The following is a 15,362-nucleotide window of genomic DNA, read 5'->3' as shown; positions in this document are numbered from 1 at the left end:
TCCAATCCGGAATGAAACCTAATCATTAAAACTTATAGTCCTGTTCCATTAATCAGCTTGTCATAAATTTCGTTCATGACAGACATCATCTTTGAATTTAAGTTATATGCCTGCTGGAATTTCATCATATCCATCGCTTCTTCATCGGTATCAACACCCATGATTGATAAGCGCTGATTCTGAATTGTTGTGCGCAGGTTGTTGTAATTATCTAACATATTCGTTGCATTGCTTGAATCAATGGACATATCACTGACCATACTTTCAAGGAAGTAAGCGCCTGTACCACCGTCAAAAATCTTTTCGCTCTGAAGCTTTCTTAACTGTTCCATAATATCCGCTTCTGCCTGTCCGGTCGCCGCAGAACTTCTTGTTGCAAGCTTATCGGCATCTTTAACCAGTTCTGGGTTGACTGTAATGTTTAAAGCCGTCATCGTATCTGTGTTTGTCTGTGTTACAAACAATGAAATGCCGTGCTGTGTTCCGTCTGATGTCAGACCACTCTTTAAAACGTTATTAACCGATTCCGACAATGTGGAAATGAACTGGTTTAACTGGGACTGGTAATACGGAATCCCCTTAAAATCTGTATTCTGTTCATTTCTTAATACAGATTCCAATACTTTGTTACCGTCTGAATCCAGAATGTAATCGCCGTTCTCATCTACTTTGTACTGTTCAAACTCACCATTACAGCCGTCACGGATATCTACCAGTGCCTTCATCTGTCCGCCAAGAGACGGGCTGTAAAGATTGAAGTTTTGTCCGCTCTCCCACTTTACATCATATAAAGCGGCAGCATCGGAAGCATTTCTCTTATCTGCTCTGGCTTCTGTATAAAGCTTATTGTAATCGTATCCTGCAACCAGTGTCTGTCCGTTAATGGATACCCTGAAATCTGTCAGACCGTTTCCGATGTCTTCTTCATTGATGCTGACATTGACAATCTGTGCCAGATCATCAATCAGCGCATTTCTCTTATCTCTTAAATCATTTGCATCGCCGTAGTTGGCTTCAATCTGATTAATCTGTCTGTTTAAAGAAGCGATGTTTTGTGCATAGGAATTAATCTGCTCTACCGCATCCTTGATTTCGTTATTTGCATCTTCCTGAATCTTTCTAAGATTCGTAGACAATGTATTAAAATACTGCGCCATGCTCGCTGCATTGTTAATCAGCTGATTCTTTGTCGAAGCCTCGCCCGGTGCTTTAATAACTTCTTCTACCGATGTAAAGAACTTCTGATATTCCTTACAGTAACCGTTCAGATTCCATTCATCAAAGAAATCTTCAATCTGATCCATATAATTTTCTTTTGCTTCATATTCACCATAATTTGCCTGATTGTTACGGTATTTTTCATCGTAATAGCTGTCACGCAGCTGGCTGACACCTGTTACTTTAACACCGGCACCGAGCATACCGTAGGTCGAGAACGTACGTAATGCCTGTGCAGCTTCTGTGGATGCCTGCTGTTTTGAATATCCCTTTGTATTAATATTGGATACGTTATGTCCCGTAACATTCAGCGATGTGGATGCTGCCTGCAGACCGCTGTATGATATTGTTAATCCAAAAAATGTTGATGCCATATTTTCCTCATTTCCGGGCGGTTTTATTACCGGGCAGCATCCGCTGCCATGGTCATCTGCTTTCGCCCCGGTGCAGATAACTGTTTAAACTTCATTTTATGCATTTCCAAGTGAAACGATTAAGCTTTCTAACATATCGCTGACAACATTAATATACCGTGATGCTGCATTGTATGCCTGCTGGAACTTAATCATCTTTTCAAGTTCTTCATCAGAAGATACACCCTGCAACTGTAAACGCTGGTTATCATATCCGTTTACCATGGTTTCCTGATTGCCCACGTAATTGTCAAGCACACGACCCATCGTTGCGTATTCACTGATGAAATTTGTATAATATGTATTAAAATCTGACTTTGCATAGACCTCAGGATTTAAAGAAGCAAATTTGTTCTCCCACATATCCACCAGTTCCTGTGCTTTATCAAAATCTTCTTTTCCCTGTTTCGTCGTCAGTGCAATCTTACCGACATTCTGTGCAACTTCCTTGTTCATCTCAAGGCTGCCGATCGTATAGTAAGACTGGTTTCCCTTCACATCCAGATTGTTTCTGACATAAATCGTACCACCGTTCGCATCGGTTGTCACGATATAACGCTTGGTATTGGTACGGGAAATCAATTCCTCACCGATGGTCTTATCATCGTCCATACCATAATCTGTCTTATCCATGTCCAAAACAGAATATACATAAGAATCTACCTGTTCTTTCTGTGTCAGTGTTTCATCTGTAAAAAGGGCTTCCTCCGATGTGTAACTGTATGTTCCGTCACCATTGTCCGTTCCCTGTACTGCCTGTCCGTGTCTTGTATACAGAACTGCATTGGATGATGCTTTATATGTATACTTCGCTGCGGCAATTTCATTGCCTTCACTGTCTGTCAGCGGTGCATCCAGCGTAATTTCTTTTTCAGGACATAAAACATCATTGATGGACTCCACAATCCCGTTTACCAGCTTATCCAGCCCTGCCATCGCACTTAAAATAGCAGACGGTTCAATGTATGTATTGTAATAATCCTGCTTTTCCTGATATGCGGCATTGGCTGCATCGTATGCTGCCTGTCCTTCTGCCGTTGTCAGGTCATAATCACTCTCATCCGGCTTTACCGGTACATCGGAAGCCTTGACATTGACACTTCCCCGCGCAATAATTGCACCTTTTAATGAACCCATATCATTTTTACTGCCATTTGAAATCGGCTGTGTAATGTCAAATACATCCTTTTCAAAGGAAGGCCAGGTTGGAATCAGCAGCGAATTACTGTCCATGGTTCTTGTGGACATCTCTGTCACATTATTCTCATTGACAAACGGAATGCCTTCGCATGTGACGATGACACGTCCGTTTGCTTCTTCATAATAAGACATCTTAATATATCCACTGAGTTCATCGAGTGCATTATCACGCTGGTCACGTAAATCGTTGGCATATTCGCCCGAACCGGATTCAATTCCCTGAATCTGCTTGTTTAATGCAAAAATGGTCTGCCCCAGTTCATTAATCCGGTTTACGGAATTCTGTACTTCGGTATTCAGCGTTGTCTGATAGTCTTTTAAACTCTCATAGATTTTATTGGATCTGTTTACAAATGCTGATGTATACTGAATTAAAGAGGATCGTGCAACGGTGCTTTCAGGATTCTTGCTTAATTCATTCACTGCGGAATATAAATTTTTCAAGCAGTCCTGATAGGTAACACCCTGCATTTCACCAAAAAGATCTTCTACTTCTTCTACGGCTTTTAAGTTGCTTTCATAGTAACCCAGTCTGCCGTTCTCTGTCCGATACGCTCTGTCGATAAACGTATCGCGGATTCTGCGGATTTCACTGACGGAAACACCGAGTCCGTATTTATCAATTGTATTACTTCTCGTACCAACAGTCAGATACGTCATATCTTCAAACGTAATCTGCTGTCTTGTATACCCCTCTGTATTAATGTTGGCGAGGTTATGTGCTGTTGTATTTAAAGCTGTCTGCGCGCTGTGCAGGCCGGAAACGCCAATATACAGACTTCCCATTCCGTTTGCCATTGTTTCTCCATTTCTGCCCTCATCTGCTTATCCTTAAGCCGGCCGTCCTCCCCTCCGTGGGAAAACCTGTATAAAGTATAAAATTAAATATTACTGTCTTGCATCAAAGCCGCTGACGGTCTGGATTCTCTCCTCGTCATAAGCGTTTTTACTGTAGTTTCCTGTCTGTGGTGTAAGCACTGCATTTTTTGCAATGTTAAGTTCAAACTCAACCATATCCAGTGATTCTTTTGTCAGTAATTTATTATTCTCGTTGATTTTCATCAACTCATTTAATGTCTGTTTAAGCTGTGCATTAACTGCCTCAAGTGCATCATGCTCTTTAGGCTGCTTCTTTAGCACTTCTAAAATATCTTCTAATTTAATGTCTGTTCTTCTTAAATTGAGTACATTGCAGATATCATCTACATTTTCCATACGCTGCTGTTCCAGTTTATTAATGGCATCAATCTGAGCCTGTTCCTGAACCAGAATATCCTGTAACCGCTCAATATCCGCACCGACAATTGCCTTTGTCTTGTTATTGGATAACTCCAGCAGTTTTTTATACTCTGCATCTTCCTGTCCAAGTACATCAATAAGTGTATCAATTAAACTTGCCATGAAAGAATCTCCTTAAAATGTTAATGTTGCAATATTCTCAAGCATCTTACCGGCAACTTCCTGCGCACTCACACGATATGTTCCTGCCTCCATTGCCGCTTTTATCTGTGCAACCTTGTCTTCTCTTACTTCCGATGTCCGGCTTACTGCCTCTTTTGCTGTCTGATAATCCTTTGCTGTTCTTGAAATTTCCAGTTTATCACTATATGAAGCAGTACTGCCTCCCTTCTTTGCAGAAGAAGCTGCCCCACTCTGATAAATCCGGTTCACAGCACTGTATGCCTCTACACGCATTGCTGACCGCCTCTCTTTCCGTTTAAACTCTTTTCCTATTCTCATTAAAATGGTTTCAGAAATATTATCGGTACTTTCGGCATATTCCTTAACCTGTTTTTACAATTTTTAAATACAAAAAAAGAAAGAATCGCCCGGAATTCTGTATATATCCTGAGTAATTCTTTCTTTATGCTCTGTAATATAGAATCTGTTATTTATCAAGGAATCTCATTCTTGCATTGTCACGATCCCTGCCTGCCCTTGGTGCCGGTGCCGGTGCCTTATACAGATTATCCAGCTTGTTTGCCATCGTCCCTTTACACTTATCACAGTAACGCCCTGTCTTAATCGTTGCACCACAGCACTCACACTGCAGCCCGATCGGTGAATCATCCGTAAAGCAGAGACGTTCTTCACGCACCCACTGTTCAATCTGCTTGGTGCTGACTTCAAATTTATCTGAAATCTCCGAAATGCTTGCAACTTTGTTGTCGCGGATATATTCCTTAATTTCCATAAACTTGTCTTCCAGCTGTTTAATGCAGCTCGGGCATAAATTACGGTAACTGCCGCCTATATAATTATATAATTTCCCACATTGTCTGCAATTTCTAACATCCATAACCAATTCTCCCCTTCTGCCGTTCCCGGCATTTTCTTAAAATCCTTTCCCCGCACACAAACATAAAAAATATACTTTCTGTGCGCCCTTTTGATATAAAATTTTTGCGCAGCTGTCTATCGTTGCTCCTGTTGTATAAATATCATCAACAAGTAAAATTTTTTTATATTTTACTACATTTTCTTTTACAAGGAAAGCCCTTTCTACATTTTTTCTTCTTTCCTCATCATTTAATTCTTTCATTGGAGTTGTTTTTCTGGTACGGACCAGGATTTCCGAAGCACAGATCAGATTCAGATTTTTAGAAAGCTCGCGCGCAATCAGTTCTGCCTGATTGTATCCGCGTTTTCTTTGTTTGGCTGCATACATCGGTACGGGAAGCACAAGATCAATATCCCATTTTCCAATGAGTGCACCGCACTGCTGCGCCGCCTGCCTGCCGTAAAATGCCGCATATTCTCTTTTATCGTGATACTTGAATTGGTAAATGGACTGTTTGATGCCGTCCGTATAGGCAAAGACCGCCACACCGCGTTCATAAAAATGGCGTTTCACCGTACAGTCATAGCAAAACTGCTGCGTATCCGTCTTTTTTAACGGTTTGCCGCACTTCATGCAGCGCGGTTCGCCGATATATTCAAGTCTGTTGTCACAATCCGGACAGATTTGTCTTCGTCTGCCCTTTTCAAACCCCAGAACCCCGCCGCAGACCGGACACGCCGGCGGAAACACTATATCCGTCAGTTCTTTGATGCCGGTCTGTGCAAGCTGCTGTATATATTCTTTTAAGTTCTGCGTGTTATTCCGCTTGTTTTTTCCCTGTTTCATTTTCCCCTCTATTTCACAAACGTTCCAATTCTAAATGATGCACAAACTGAATTCATTTCTGAGGAATCTTTGATTTAAAGATTATCCATTTCCTGAATCCGCAGGTCCAGTGAAGAATATCGTTTCTGCTCCGATTCATTTGCCGCCATTTCATGAAAGCAGTCTTCCAGTCCTACCATGCAGACACAGGTTCTCGCCCTTGTCACTGCCGTGTATAAGAGATTGCGGTTCATCAGCATACGCGGTCCCGGAAACATCGGAATCAGCACCGCCGGATATTCACTGCCCTGCGATTTGTGAATTGTAATCGCATATGCCAGCTCCAGTTCATCCAACTGTGTAAAATCATAGTATACAAAACGGTCGTCTTCAAACCGCACCAGCATCTGTTCCGAAAAGAAGTTGATGTCTTCTATCACACCGGTGTCCCCATTGAAAATGCCGTTGCCGCGGTCATAGGTAACGCCATACCGGCTTTTGCGCTCCCACTCCAGCTGATAGTTATTTTTTATCTGCATGACCTTATCGCCCACGCGGTAAATGGTATCCCCGACTTCTTTTTCCATTTTGTCTGCGGACGGCGGATTTAAGTACTGCTGCATAATCCGGTTTAACCGCTGTGCCCCGACTGCGGATTTTCTGGTTGGTGTCAGAATCTGGATGTCTTTGCGGTCCGCATGGACATAATCCGGCAGTTTTTCTTTAATCAGTGTACACATCGCCGCAATAATGGCATCGGGATTGTTCCGTTTGACAAACAAAAAGTCTTTGCTGTATTTGTTGAGTGTTACCGGTTCGCCTTTATTAATCTTATGCGCGTTCATGATGATTTCGCTCTCTGCCGCCTGTCTGAAAATCTTTTCCAGCTTCACGACTTCAAAGCAGCCCGAATGGATAATATCCTTTAACACATTTCCCGGTCCGACACTCGGTAACTGGTCCACATCGCCCACAAGAATCAGACGTGTTCCGACAGCTATTGCCTTTAGCAGTGAGTTCATAATAGATACGTCCACCATGGACATTTCATCTACAATAATGACATCTGTTTCCAGCGGATTGTCTTCATTTCTTTCAAAATGCATGCCTGTGTTCTGTGAATCGGATGCACTGCCGCAGATTTCAAGCAGTCTGTGAATTGTCTGCGCTTCATATCCGCTTGTTTCTGCCATCCGCTTTGCCGCACGGCCCGTCGGCGCTGCCAGACGGATTTCCAGACCTTCCATTTCAAAATATTTAATAATGGTATTAATAGTTGTTGTCTTTCCCGTTCCCGGTCCGCCCGTAATAACCATCAATCCATTTAAAACAGCCTTATGAACCGCCTGTTTCTGGATATCATCAAGAATTATGTCGTTTTTTTCTTCGATTTGCGCGATTCTCTGGCCGATTTCCGCTTCATCCTGCGAATACGGGATATTCAGTTCGATCAAATGCTTGGCAATAGAAGCCTCCATATAATAATACATCGAAGCATAAATGCACTTTTCGCCAGACGCATTTTCACGGACAACAATTTTTTTATCAATTGCCATATCCATGATATGGCGCTCCATATCACGAATATCTATTAACAGCAGCGCTGTAACCCCCTGCTCTAATTCTGTCCACGGCAGATAGATGTGTCCCTGTCCTGCCGCCTGTGTCAATACATACAAAATCCCACTGCGGATTCTGAAATCCGAATCTACTTTAATGCCGGCCTTTGCCGCAATTTCATCAGCCGTTTTAAATCCGATGCCGTCAATATCGTCTGCAAGTCTGTAAGGATTCTGCTTAATAATTGTATATATTTCCTGTCCGTATCTGGAATAAATTTTACCCGCAATTCCCATGCTGATGCCATAGTCCTGTAAAAACATCATGGCTTTACGCATGTCGCGTTTATCGACAAGCTGAGCTGCGATATCCATCGCTTTTGTAAGACTGATGCCTTTAATCTCCGCAAGACGTTCCGGTTCTTCTTCCATAATGCGGAAGGTGTCATCCCCGAACTCTTTTACAATCCTCTCAGCCATTTTTTCACCAATGCCTTTGATAGCACCGGATGCAAGATAACGTCTGACCGACTTGGTGTCGTCCGGCGCTTTGAATTCATAAGATTTAATAGAAAACTGCATATCATAGGACGGATGTTTGACAAATCCTCCATTTGCAGTAATAAATTCACCTGCGTTGATGTAACTGAATACACCAACGCAGGTAATCTCTTCACCTTTATAAACCACGTTGAAAACGGTATAGCCGTTGTCTTCATTGCGGTATATGATATTTTCTACAAAGCCTTCAATATATTCTGCTTCGTAATCTAAATTACTCCTCAATTCCGTAATTCCTCTTCATCTGATTATAAAGGGTCTGTGCCAGTCCCAGTCCGCTGCCGTTTTCTGTACTGCACAGTGCTTCAGACAGCTTTGACACCATCTGGTCACCAAAATAGCTGGACATGGTACTCATTCCGGAATCACTGCTGTCAGAAGACAGTCCAAAAATAGAAGCATAGCTGTTATCATCATCACTGCTGTCTACTTTTGCCATTTTAAGCATGGATTTTACCATCTGTTCTGCAAAATATTCTTCAAAATCCTTGCAGACTTCCATGAGTTCATCGCTGGAAGATGTAGATAAATCCTTATTATTTAATGTGCTTTCAAGCGCACTTGTTGTTGAATTGGTATAGGTACCGTTTAAATATGACGAATTTAATCCGCTGATTGTATCGCTCATATGTACACCTTTCCTCCCCGGCATTAAACTGCCGCACCGCTGCTTTTACTTATCGCTTCAGATTGTTTGCCTGCTCCATCATCGTATCGGATGTGGTAATTGCCTTTGAGCATAATTCATAGGCTCTCTGCGCTGTAATCAGATTTACCATTTCTGTTGCTACATTGACATTAGAAGCTTCCAGATATCCCTGCTTTAAAGTACTCTTTTTGCCTACCTCATCGATATCTTCATTTAATGCAATACCGGATGCTTCCGTTTCCATTAAAAGAGAATCTCCTGTCTTATCAAGACCTGCCGGATTGGCAAACTGGAATAATCCAATCTTTAAACCGATTGCCGTCGGATTGTTGTTATTTTCTTCACTTGGATATAATAAATTACCGTCGCCGTCTACTGTAATCTTTGTCGGGTCATATTCCGGTCCCAGCACCAGTTCATTACCGTCTGAGCTTAATACCGGAAGACCTTCTGATGTACAAAGCATATAGCCTTCTGTTGCAATTGAGAATCCAAAGTTACCGTTTCTTGTGTAATAAGTCTGTCCATCTTCACCGACTACACCGAAAAAGCCGTTTCCTACGATTGCAAAATCCGTGTCACTGTCTGTTTTGTTGACAGAACCCTGTACATACTGTGATGTTACAGCAGATACTCTTGAACCCAAACCAACCTGTGCATTAACCGGCTTTGTTTCACCGTTTGCAGATGTGGTCTTTGCCTGTAACTGCTGATATAAAAGGGATTTAAAATGTGTTGTTTCCATCTTGTATCCTGTTGTATTTACATTTGCAAGATTATTGGAAATCGTATCGACATTTGTCTGCTGTGACGTCATGCCTGCTGCTGCCGTCCATAATGATCTTACCATATTCTTCTCCATTCCGTAATCAATACCGGTGATTTTACCGGCAGCTTACTACCATAATATTAATGTCTTTTAACCCGGGCCTTATTATAATTCTGACATTGTCACCATTTTGCCAAGCATTTCATCAATTGCCTGGATGACTTTCTGTCCGCTTTCATACTCTCTTGCAACCGCAATCATGTCCACCATTTCTGATACGACATTAATATTAGAAGCTTCTAAGTAGCCCTGCTGTACGGTTGCCGTACAATCCTGTTCGGTTGCACCATCCACCGCACGGTACAGATTTTCACCGTATTCTTCCAGATAGTTATAATCTTCAAAATCAACCAAGGCAAATGTATCTACATACTGTCCGTCTGCAAAAATATTCCCCTGTGAATCAACAGATAATTCATTCAAATCTGTCGGAAGCTGGATTCTTCCGCCTTCACCTAAAATATAATCGCCGTCTTTTGTCACAAGATAGCCTTCTGAATTCATCTGAAATGCGCCATCTCTGGAATACATTGTGCTTGTTACACCGTTCTTATTGGTGAACTCTACCGAGAAAAAGCCCTGTCCTGCCAGTGCAAAATCATAGGTGTTGTTCGTTGCCTGTAACGAACCCTGCTCCCAGTTTCTGTATGTTTCCCCAATCTTTGCACCCAGACTGACTGAACCGATATTCTGGTTTAAATGTCCGACTGTTGCATCTTTAATCTTGATGGCATACATGGAATCAAATGCCTGTGTTGTACAGCCCTCTGCTTTAAAGCCTGTCGTTGTTGCATTTGCAAGGTTGTTGGAAATCACATCCAGTCTTTTCTGGGAATTCACCATTCCTGTGTACCCTGTGTAAAGCCCCTTTACCATTTCTTTCCTCCTCCGCTCACTTCTTATTTTGCTGATAATTATTTATCATCTCTGTATCCTGCAAGGAATTCAATAAACTTACCGGTTCCGATTGCAACTGCTGTCATCGGGTCTTCGGCTGTCATTGTATGGATTCCTGTCTTTGATTCAATCAGTTCTTCAAGTCCCTGTAAAAGGCTTCCGCCGCCTGTCAGGACAATTCCTCTGTCTGCAATATCGGAAGCTAATTCCGGTGGTGTCTTTTCCAGTACACTGTGTACGGCTTCAACAATCTGGGATGTTGCTTCTTTTAATGCTTCCTGTGTTTCTTCTGACGTTACCTCAACCGTCTTTGGAAGACCTGTTACAAGGTTTCGACCTCTTACGTTCATTGTTGCAATCTCAGTTCTCGGATAAGCTGAACCGACTTTTATCTTAATATCTTCCGCAGTTCTTTCACCAATCAGAAGATTGTGTTTCTTTCTCATATATCGGACGATTGCTTCATCAAAATCATCACCGGCAATCTTAATGGAGGTGCTGACTACTGTACCGCCTAAAGAAATAACCGCGATATCTGTTGTACCACCGCCGATATCAACAATCATGTTACCGCAAGGTCTTGAAATATCAATCCCTGCACCGATGGCAGCTGCAATCGGTTCTTCAATGATTGCTACTTCTCTTGCACCAGCCTGAAGTGTTGCATCTTCTACCGCCTTCTTTTCTACTTCTGTAACACCTGACGGTACACAGACACTGATTCTTGGCTTCTTTAACATTCTCTTGCCGATTGCCTTCTGGATGAAGTACTTTAACATTTTTTCAGTTACTCTGTAATCAGAAATAACACCCTGTCTTAACGGTCTTACCGCTACAATATTACCCGGTGTTCTTCCTAACATCAGACGTGCTTCTTCGCCGATTGCCTTAATCTTGTTGGTATCTCTGTCAAATGCTACTACTGACGGTTCTTTTAAAACAACGCCTTTCCCTTTTATATAAACCAGAATACTGGCTGTACCCAAATCTACTCCGATATCGGTTGATAACATATGAATCCCCTTTCCGATGTTCTTCATTCTATCTATGTTCGTTTTTCTTATTTTCTTCATTTCTATATATATGTAGACAGTATAACGCAGTCTAAACATACATAGTAGAATACCATTATATACAACATTTTCAAAATTTAAAAGAGCTAAATGAAATTTTTTTTATTTTTTCCTATTAAAATACTCTTTAAATTCGTCCAGCGCTTCGCCAAACTTATTAGACGTTGCGGACGGGAAGCTGTTTAACATGGAATTTTTGAATTTGCCGACCTTTTCCTTTGCCGCATCCAGTTCCAGTCTTAAGCGTTCCGCACGCGCTTCCTGCATACTGAAAAATTCACGGCTTCTTTCATTATTCTTATCCGTAAATACTTCTTTTGCATCGTTTAAACGCTCTGTCAGTTCTGACAGTTCATTTTTAATTCTTGTTTCATACGTGAGCAGCTTCTGGAAATCCAGCGCCTTTTTAAACGCATCAACCGTATCCACGGATGCCACCGCAATGATAAAAAATAATCCAACTCTTAATATATTTGCCGGAACGGAAGCCACCAGTGCCGCAACCGGAATATGCACAAAACAGACCAGCAATACCGTCAGCACGCCCCAGAATAAGGATGAGGTCAGACAGATATAGCCGTGAATCTGAAACTTTTTATTGCTGTAATCCCAGTAGCGCATGTTAAACATCATTTCCATCAGTACCCCTGTGACATATTCCAGCGCCGTTGCACCGATTGTACCACAGATGTATACTAAAACATAATTATCCTTTGCCCAAAGTGTTGATAACAGCATGATTACCGCTCCCGAACCGTACAGTGGCAGCATCGGACCTTTTAAAAAGCCTCTGTTTGTCAGTTTGCGCTTGTTAAAGGATACAATGGCGGATTCAATGCACCACCCTAAAAAGCTGTAAATAAAAAAGAACGCAATCCACTCTGTAATACTATAATTTTCAATCATACAATTCCTCATTTCTTCATTTTTAAATGCATTTCTATCAAATTTATACAGGATACGGCAAGGCGTACTCCGTAAATACAGTTTCACACCTGCCCTGCGGCAGCTTACTTTTTCTTAAAAAACACACTTTATTTAAAAACAGTATAAGCCGACAATGGATGGTTTGTCCATAGCCGGCTTATATCTTCCCTCTGGCTTTCTTTATTCTTCCAGAATTTCCCGTTGTTTATTCCTGGATTTCAGGATATTTTACAAATACATTTTTAATGCATCTACACGGTCAAGTTTTTCCCATGGCAGATTCAGGTCGTTGCGGCCGAAATGTCCATAGCTTGCTGTCTGCTTGTAGATCGGTCTTCTTAAATCAAGCATCTTGATAATACCTGACGGTCTTAAATCGAAGTTTTCACGGATGATTTCTACAATCTTATCTTCGCTTAACTTCCCTGTTCCGAATGTTTCCACGCGGATAGATGTCGGCAGTGCAACACCGATCGCATAAGATAACTGGATTTCACATCTGTCTGCAATACCTGCGGCAACGAGGTTCTTTGCTACATATCTTGCGGCATATGCTGCGGAACGGTCTACCTTTGTGCAGTCCTTACCTGAAAATGCACCGCCGCCGTGTCTTGCAACACCACCGTAAGTATCAACGATAATCTTACGACCTGTCAGACCGCTGTCACCGTTTGGTCCGCCGATTACGAAACGTCCTGTCGGATTGATATAAATTTTCGTGTCATCATCTACCATACTGTTGTCTACAATGGCATCAATAACATACTTCTTGATATCTGTATGAATCTGTTCCTGTGAAACTTCCGGTGCATGCTGTGAAGATACAACGATGGCATCCAGTCTTACAGGCTTGTTGTTTTCATCATATTCCACTGTAACCTGTGTCTTTCCGTCCGGTCTTAAATAAGACAGTGTACCGTCTTTTCTGACCTTTGTCAGCTGTCTTGCAAGCTTCTGTGCAAGTGCTGCGGAATATGGCATATATTCTTCTGTTTCATTGGTTGCATAGCCAAACATCATACCCTGATCGCCTGCACCAATGTCATCTGCATCCGGATCAATGCCTTCTTTTGCTTCAAGTGCCTTGTCAACACCCATTGCAATATCCGGTGACTGCTTGTCAAGTGCCACCATAACGGCACAGGTATTACCATCGAAGCCTTTTTCAGAGCTGTCATAGCCGATTTCTACTACGGTATCTCTTACGATCTGTGTAATATCTACATTGGCCTTTGTTGTAATTTCACCCATAACCATCACAAATCCTGTATTGGTTAATGTTTCACAGGCAACTCTTGAATATGGGTCCTGTGCATATAATGCATCCAGTACTGCATCAGAAACCTGATCGCAGATTTTGTCCGGATGTCCTTCTGTTACTGATTCTGAAGTAAATAATCTTTTCTCCATGAATTCTTTCTTCCTTTCTTTCCTCGGGCTTTTTATGTCCCTGTAAACTGTTAAACGCTGCTTCTGGTACTTCTCCTGAAACTGAAAAACGAGCCCCTCAGACAGGACTCGTAATCTATGTAAGATCCGTAATCCTCTTATTGTTCGACCTGCCGCAAAAGCAGGATAGTCGCTCAGGTTGGCACCTTCCATATCTTACCATATGGGGTTGCCGGGCTTCATCGATCCTATGTATCTCCACCGCTCTAAATAAGGGACATCTTAAATTATTCAGTTAATCATTCATACGTATGTATATTACACAATCTATGGGCATTGGTCAAGTACTTTTTATTGACTTTTTATCCCCTCAACCATATAATGAAGCTACCGGAACATTTATACTTTTGCAAAGGAGATTTCAAGGATGAGCGACAATACACAGGAGAAAAATATTTTTATTTTTGATGCCGCTGAAGGCATGGTTTTATCACAGGATATCATGACTTCCACCGGTCATCTTATTGCTGCAAAAGATACCGTTTTGACTTTAGATATGATTGCAAAAATCTCTGAGTACAATGTCTTAAAAATTAATGTATATGAGGAAGCTGCCGCACAGCCTGAGCAGCCGGAAGTTCTGGAACAGATGACTTACTATGAAAAAATTAAGCAGAGCCAGAATTTCGAACATTTTAACGAAACTTTTATTGATGGTATTAATGATTTGAAGACAGAATTAAATGACATTGTCATTAACCACGAAACAATTGATACGACTGCGCTGTTAAAGAATACCGAAAAAATTCTTGCAGAATATACGAATACTCTCCAGATTTTCGATATGCTCCACTGTATGCGTGATATGGACGATTTAACATATGTCCACTGCATTAATGTTGCCATTATTGCCTCCATTCTTGGAAAATGGCTCGGCTATTCTGAGGAAGATGTAAAGGTGCTGACTTTATGCGGTATTTTACACGATATCGGAAAGCTTTTAGTTCCAAATGAAATTTTAAGCAAACCGGACCGGCTGACCGCTAACGAATATGCCATTATTAAAGAGCATGTCAACTTAGGCTATCAGATTGTAAAGGATGCCGATATTGATGAGCGTGTTAAATCTGCCATTTTACTACACCATGAAAAATGCGACGGCTCCGGATATCCAATGGGTTTAAAGTCAGAAGACATTCCTGATTTTGCAAAGATTATTACAATTGCAGATATCTACGATGCCATGACCTCTTCCCGCATATACAGAAAAGCCCTCTGTCCATTCCACGTTGTACGGGATATGGAACAGGATGCTTTTACAAAATTTGACCCGAAGTTCAGCCTTCCGTTCTTAAAGAATGTCGCCACTTCTTATATCGGAAATAATGTCAAACTTTCTGATGGCCGCACCGGCGAAGTCGTTTTAATTAACGAACATGCCCTGTCACGCCCGATTGTAAAGTGTGAAGGCAATGAATTTGTAGATTTATCAAAAGAACGCAATTTAGAGATTGTTGCAGTATTACAGTAACTTTTCTCCC

General features: G+C 41.6%; 14 protein-coding genes and 1 riboswitch. Of the genes, 1 reads left to right on the top strand and 13 read right to left on the bottom strand.

The window, feature by feature from the left end; all coding sequences use genetic code 11:
* Positions 1–32: 32 nt before the first annotated feature.
* The 13 genes from flgK (LI288_RS11335) to metK form a co-directional block, all read right to left on the bottom strand.
* A complete protein-coding gene (flgK, locus tag LI288_RS11335) occupies positions 33–1,592 on the bottom strand; it encodes a flagellar hook-associated protein FlgK (RefSeq protein ID WP_022432015.1) in 1,560 nt (519 codons plus the stop codon).
* Between the two features lie 96 nt (positions 1,593–1,688).
* Positions 1,689–3,629: a flagellar hook-associated protein FlgK gene (gene flgK, locus LI288_RS11330; protein ID WP_227090471.1), complete on the bottom strand. Its 1,941-nt coding sequence runs from the start codon at positions 3,627–3,629 to the stop codon at positions 1,689–1,691.
* Positions 3,630–3,719: 90 nt separating this feature from the next.
* On the bottom strand, positions 3,720–4,232 hold the full coding sequence (locus LI288_RS11325) for a flagellar protein FlgN (protein WP_227090470.1): 513 nt from the start codon (positions 4,230–4,232) through the stop codon (positions 3,720–3,722).
* A 12-nt stretch (positions 4,233–4,244) separates the two neighbouring features.
* Positions 4,245–4,526 (bottom strand): flagellar biosynthesis anti-sigma factor FlgM, encoded by a 282-nt coding sequence (flgM, locus tag LI288_RS11320; RefSeq protein ID WP_022432018.1) that lies wholly within the window; start codon positions 4,524–4,526, stop codon positions 4,245–4,247.
* Between the two features lie 193 nt (positions 4,527–4,719).
* Complete coding sequence (locus tag LI288_RS11315; RefSeq protein ID WP_227090469.1) at positions 4,720–5,130, bottom strand: FeoC-like transcriptional regulator; 411 nt, start codon at positions 5,128–5,130, stop codon at positions 4,720–4,722.
* Between the two features lie 36 nt (positions 5,131–5,166).
* Positions 5,167–5,958 carry a ComF family protein gene (locus LI288_RS11310; protein ID WP_227090468.1) on the bottom strand — a complete coding sequence of 264 codons (792 nt, stop codon included), beginning with the start codon at positions 5,956–5,958 and terminating at the stop codon, positions 5,167–5,169.
* A gap of 74 nt (positions 5,959–6,032) precedes the next feature.
* A complete protein-coding gene (recD2, locus tag LI288_RS11305) occupies positions 6,033–8,282 on the bottom strand; it encodes an SF1B family DNA helicase RecD2 (RefSeq protein WP_227090467.1) in 2,250 nt (749 codons plus the stop codon).
* Complete coding sequence (locus tag LI288_RS11300; RefSeq protein WP_022432022.1) at positions 8,272–8,685, bottom strand: hypothetical protein; 414 nt, start codon at positions 8,683–8,685, stop codon at positions 8,272–8,274. Before LI288_RS11300 ends, recD2 begins: the two co-directional genes overlap by 11 nt.
* Before the next feature lie 49 nt (positions 8,686–8,734).
* Complete coding sequence (locus tag LI288_RS11295; RefSeq protein ID WP_022432023.1) at positions 8,735–9,556, bottom strand: flagellar hook-basal body protein; 822 nt, start codon at positions 9,554–9,556, stop codon at positions 8,735–8,737.
* 84 nt (positions 9,557–9,640) lie between these two features.
* On the bottom strand, positions 9,641–10,411 hold the full coding sequence (flgF, locus tag LI288_RS11290; RefSeq protein WP_022432024.1) for a flagellar basal-body rod protein FlgF: 771 nt from the start codon (positions 10,409–10,411) through the stop codon (positions 9,641–9,643).
* 38 nt (positions 10,412–10,449) lie between these two features.
* Entirely contained in the window at positions 10,450–11,445 is a 996-nt protein-coding gene (locus tag LI288_RS11285) for a rod shape-determining protein (protein ID WP_022432025.1), read from the bottom strand.
* 162 nt (positions 11,446–11,607) lie between these two features.
* Entirely contained in the window at positions 11,608–12,411 is an 804-nt protein-coding gene (locus tag LI288_RS11280; RefSeq protein ID WP_022432026.1) for a putative ABC transporter permease, read from the bottom strand.
* Between the two features lie 249 nt (positions 12,412–12,660).
* Complete coding sequence (gene metK, locus LI288_RS11275) at positions 12,661–13,842, bottom strand: methionine adenosyltransferase (protein ID WP_227090466.1); 1,182 nt, start codon at positions 13,840–13,842, stop codon at positions 12,661–12,663.
* Between the two features lie 134 nt (positions 13,843–13,976).
* A riboswitch (SAM riboswitch) is annotated at positions 13,977–14,098 on the bottom strand.
* Positions 14,099–14,248: 150 nt separating this feature from the next.
* On the opposite strand from metK, the gene LI288_RS11270 reads away from it, so the two are divergent.
* Positions 14,249–15,352 (top strand): HD-GYP domain-containing protein, encoded by a 1,104-nt coding sequence (locus tag LI288_RS11270; protein ID WP_227090465.1) that lies wholly within the window; start codon positions 14,249–14,251, stop codon positions 15,350–15,352.
* Positions 15,353–15,362: the final 10 nt, after the last annotated feature.

The sequence above is a fragment of the Lachnospira pectinoschiza genome (assembly GCF_020564355.1).
Taxonomy (GTDB): Bacteria; Bacillota; Clostridia; order Lachnospirales; family Lachnospiraceae; genus Lachnospira; species Lachnospira intestinalis.
The sequence above is the reverse complement of the archived record's forward strand: the minus strand, read 5'-3'. Positions and strand labels throughout refer to the sequence as shown.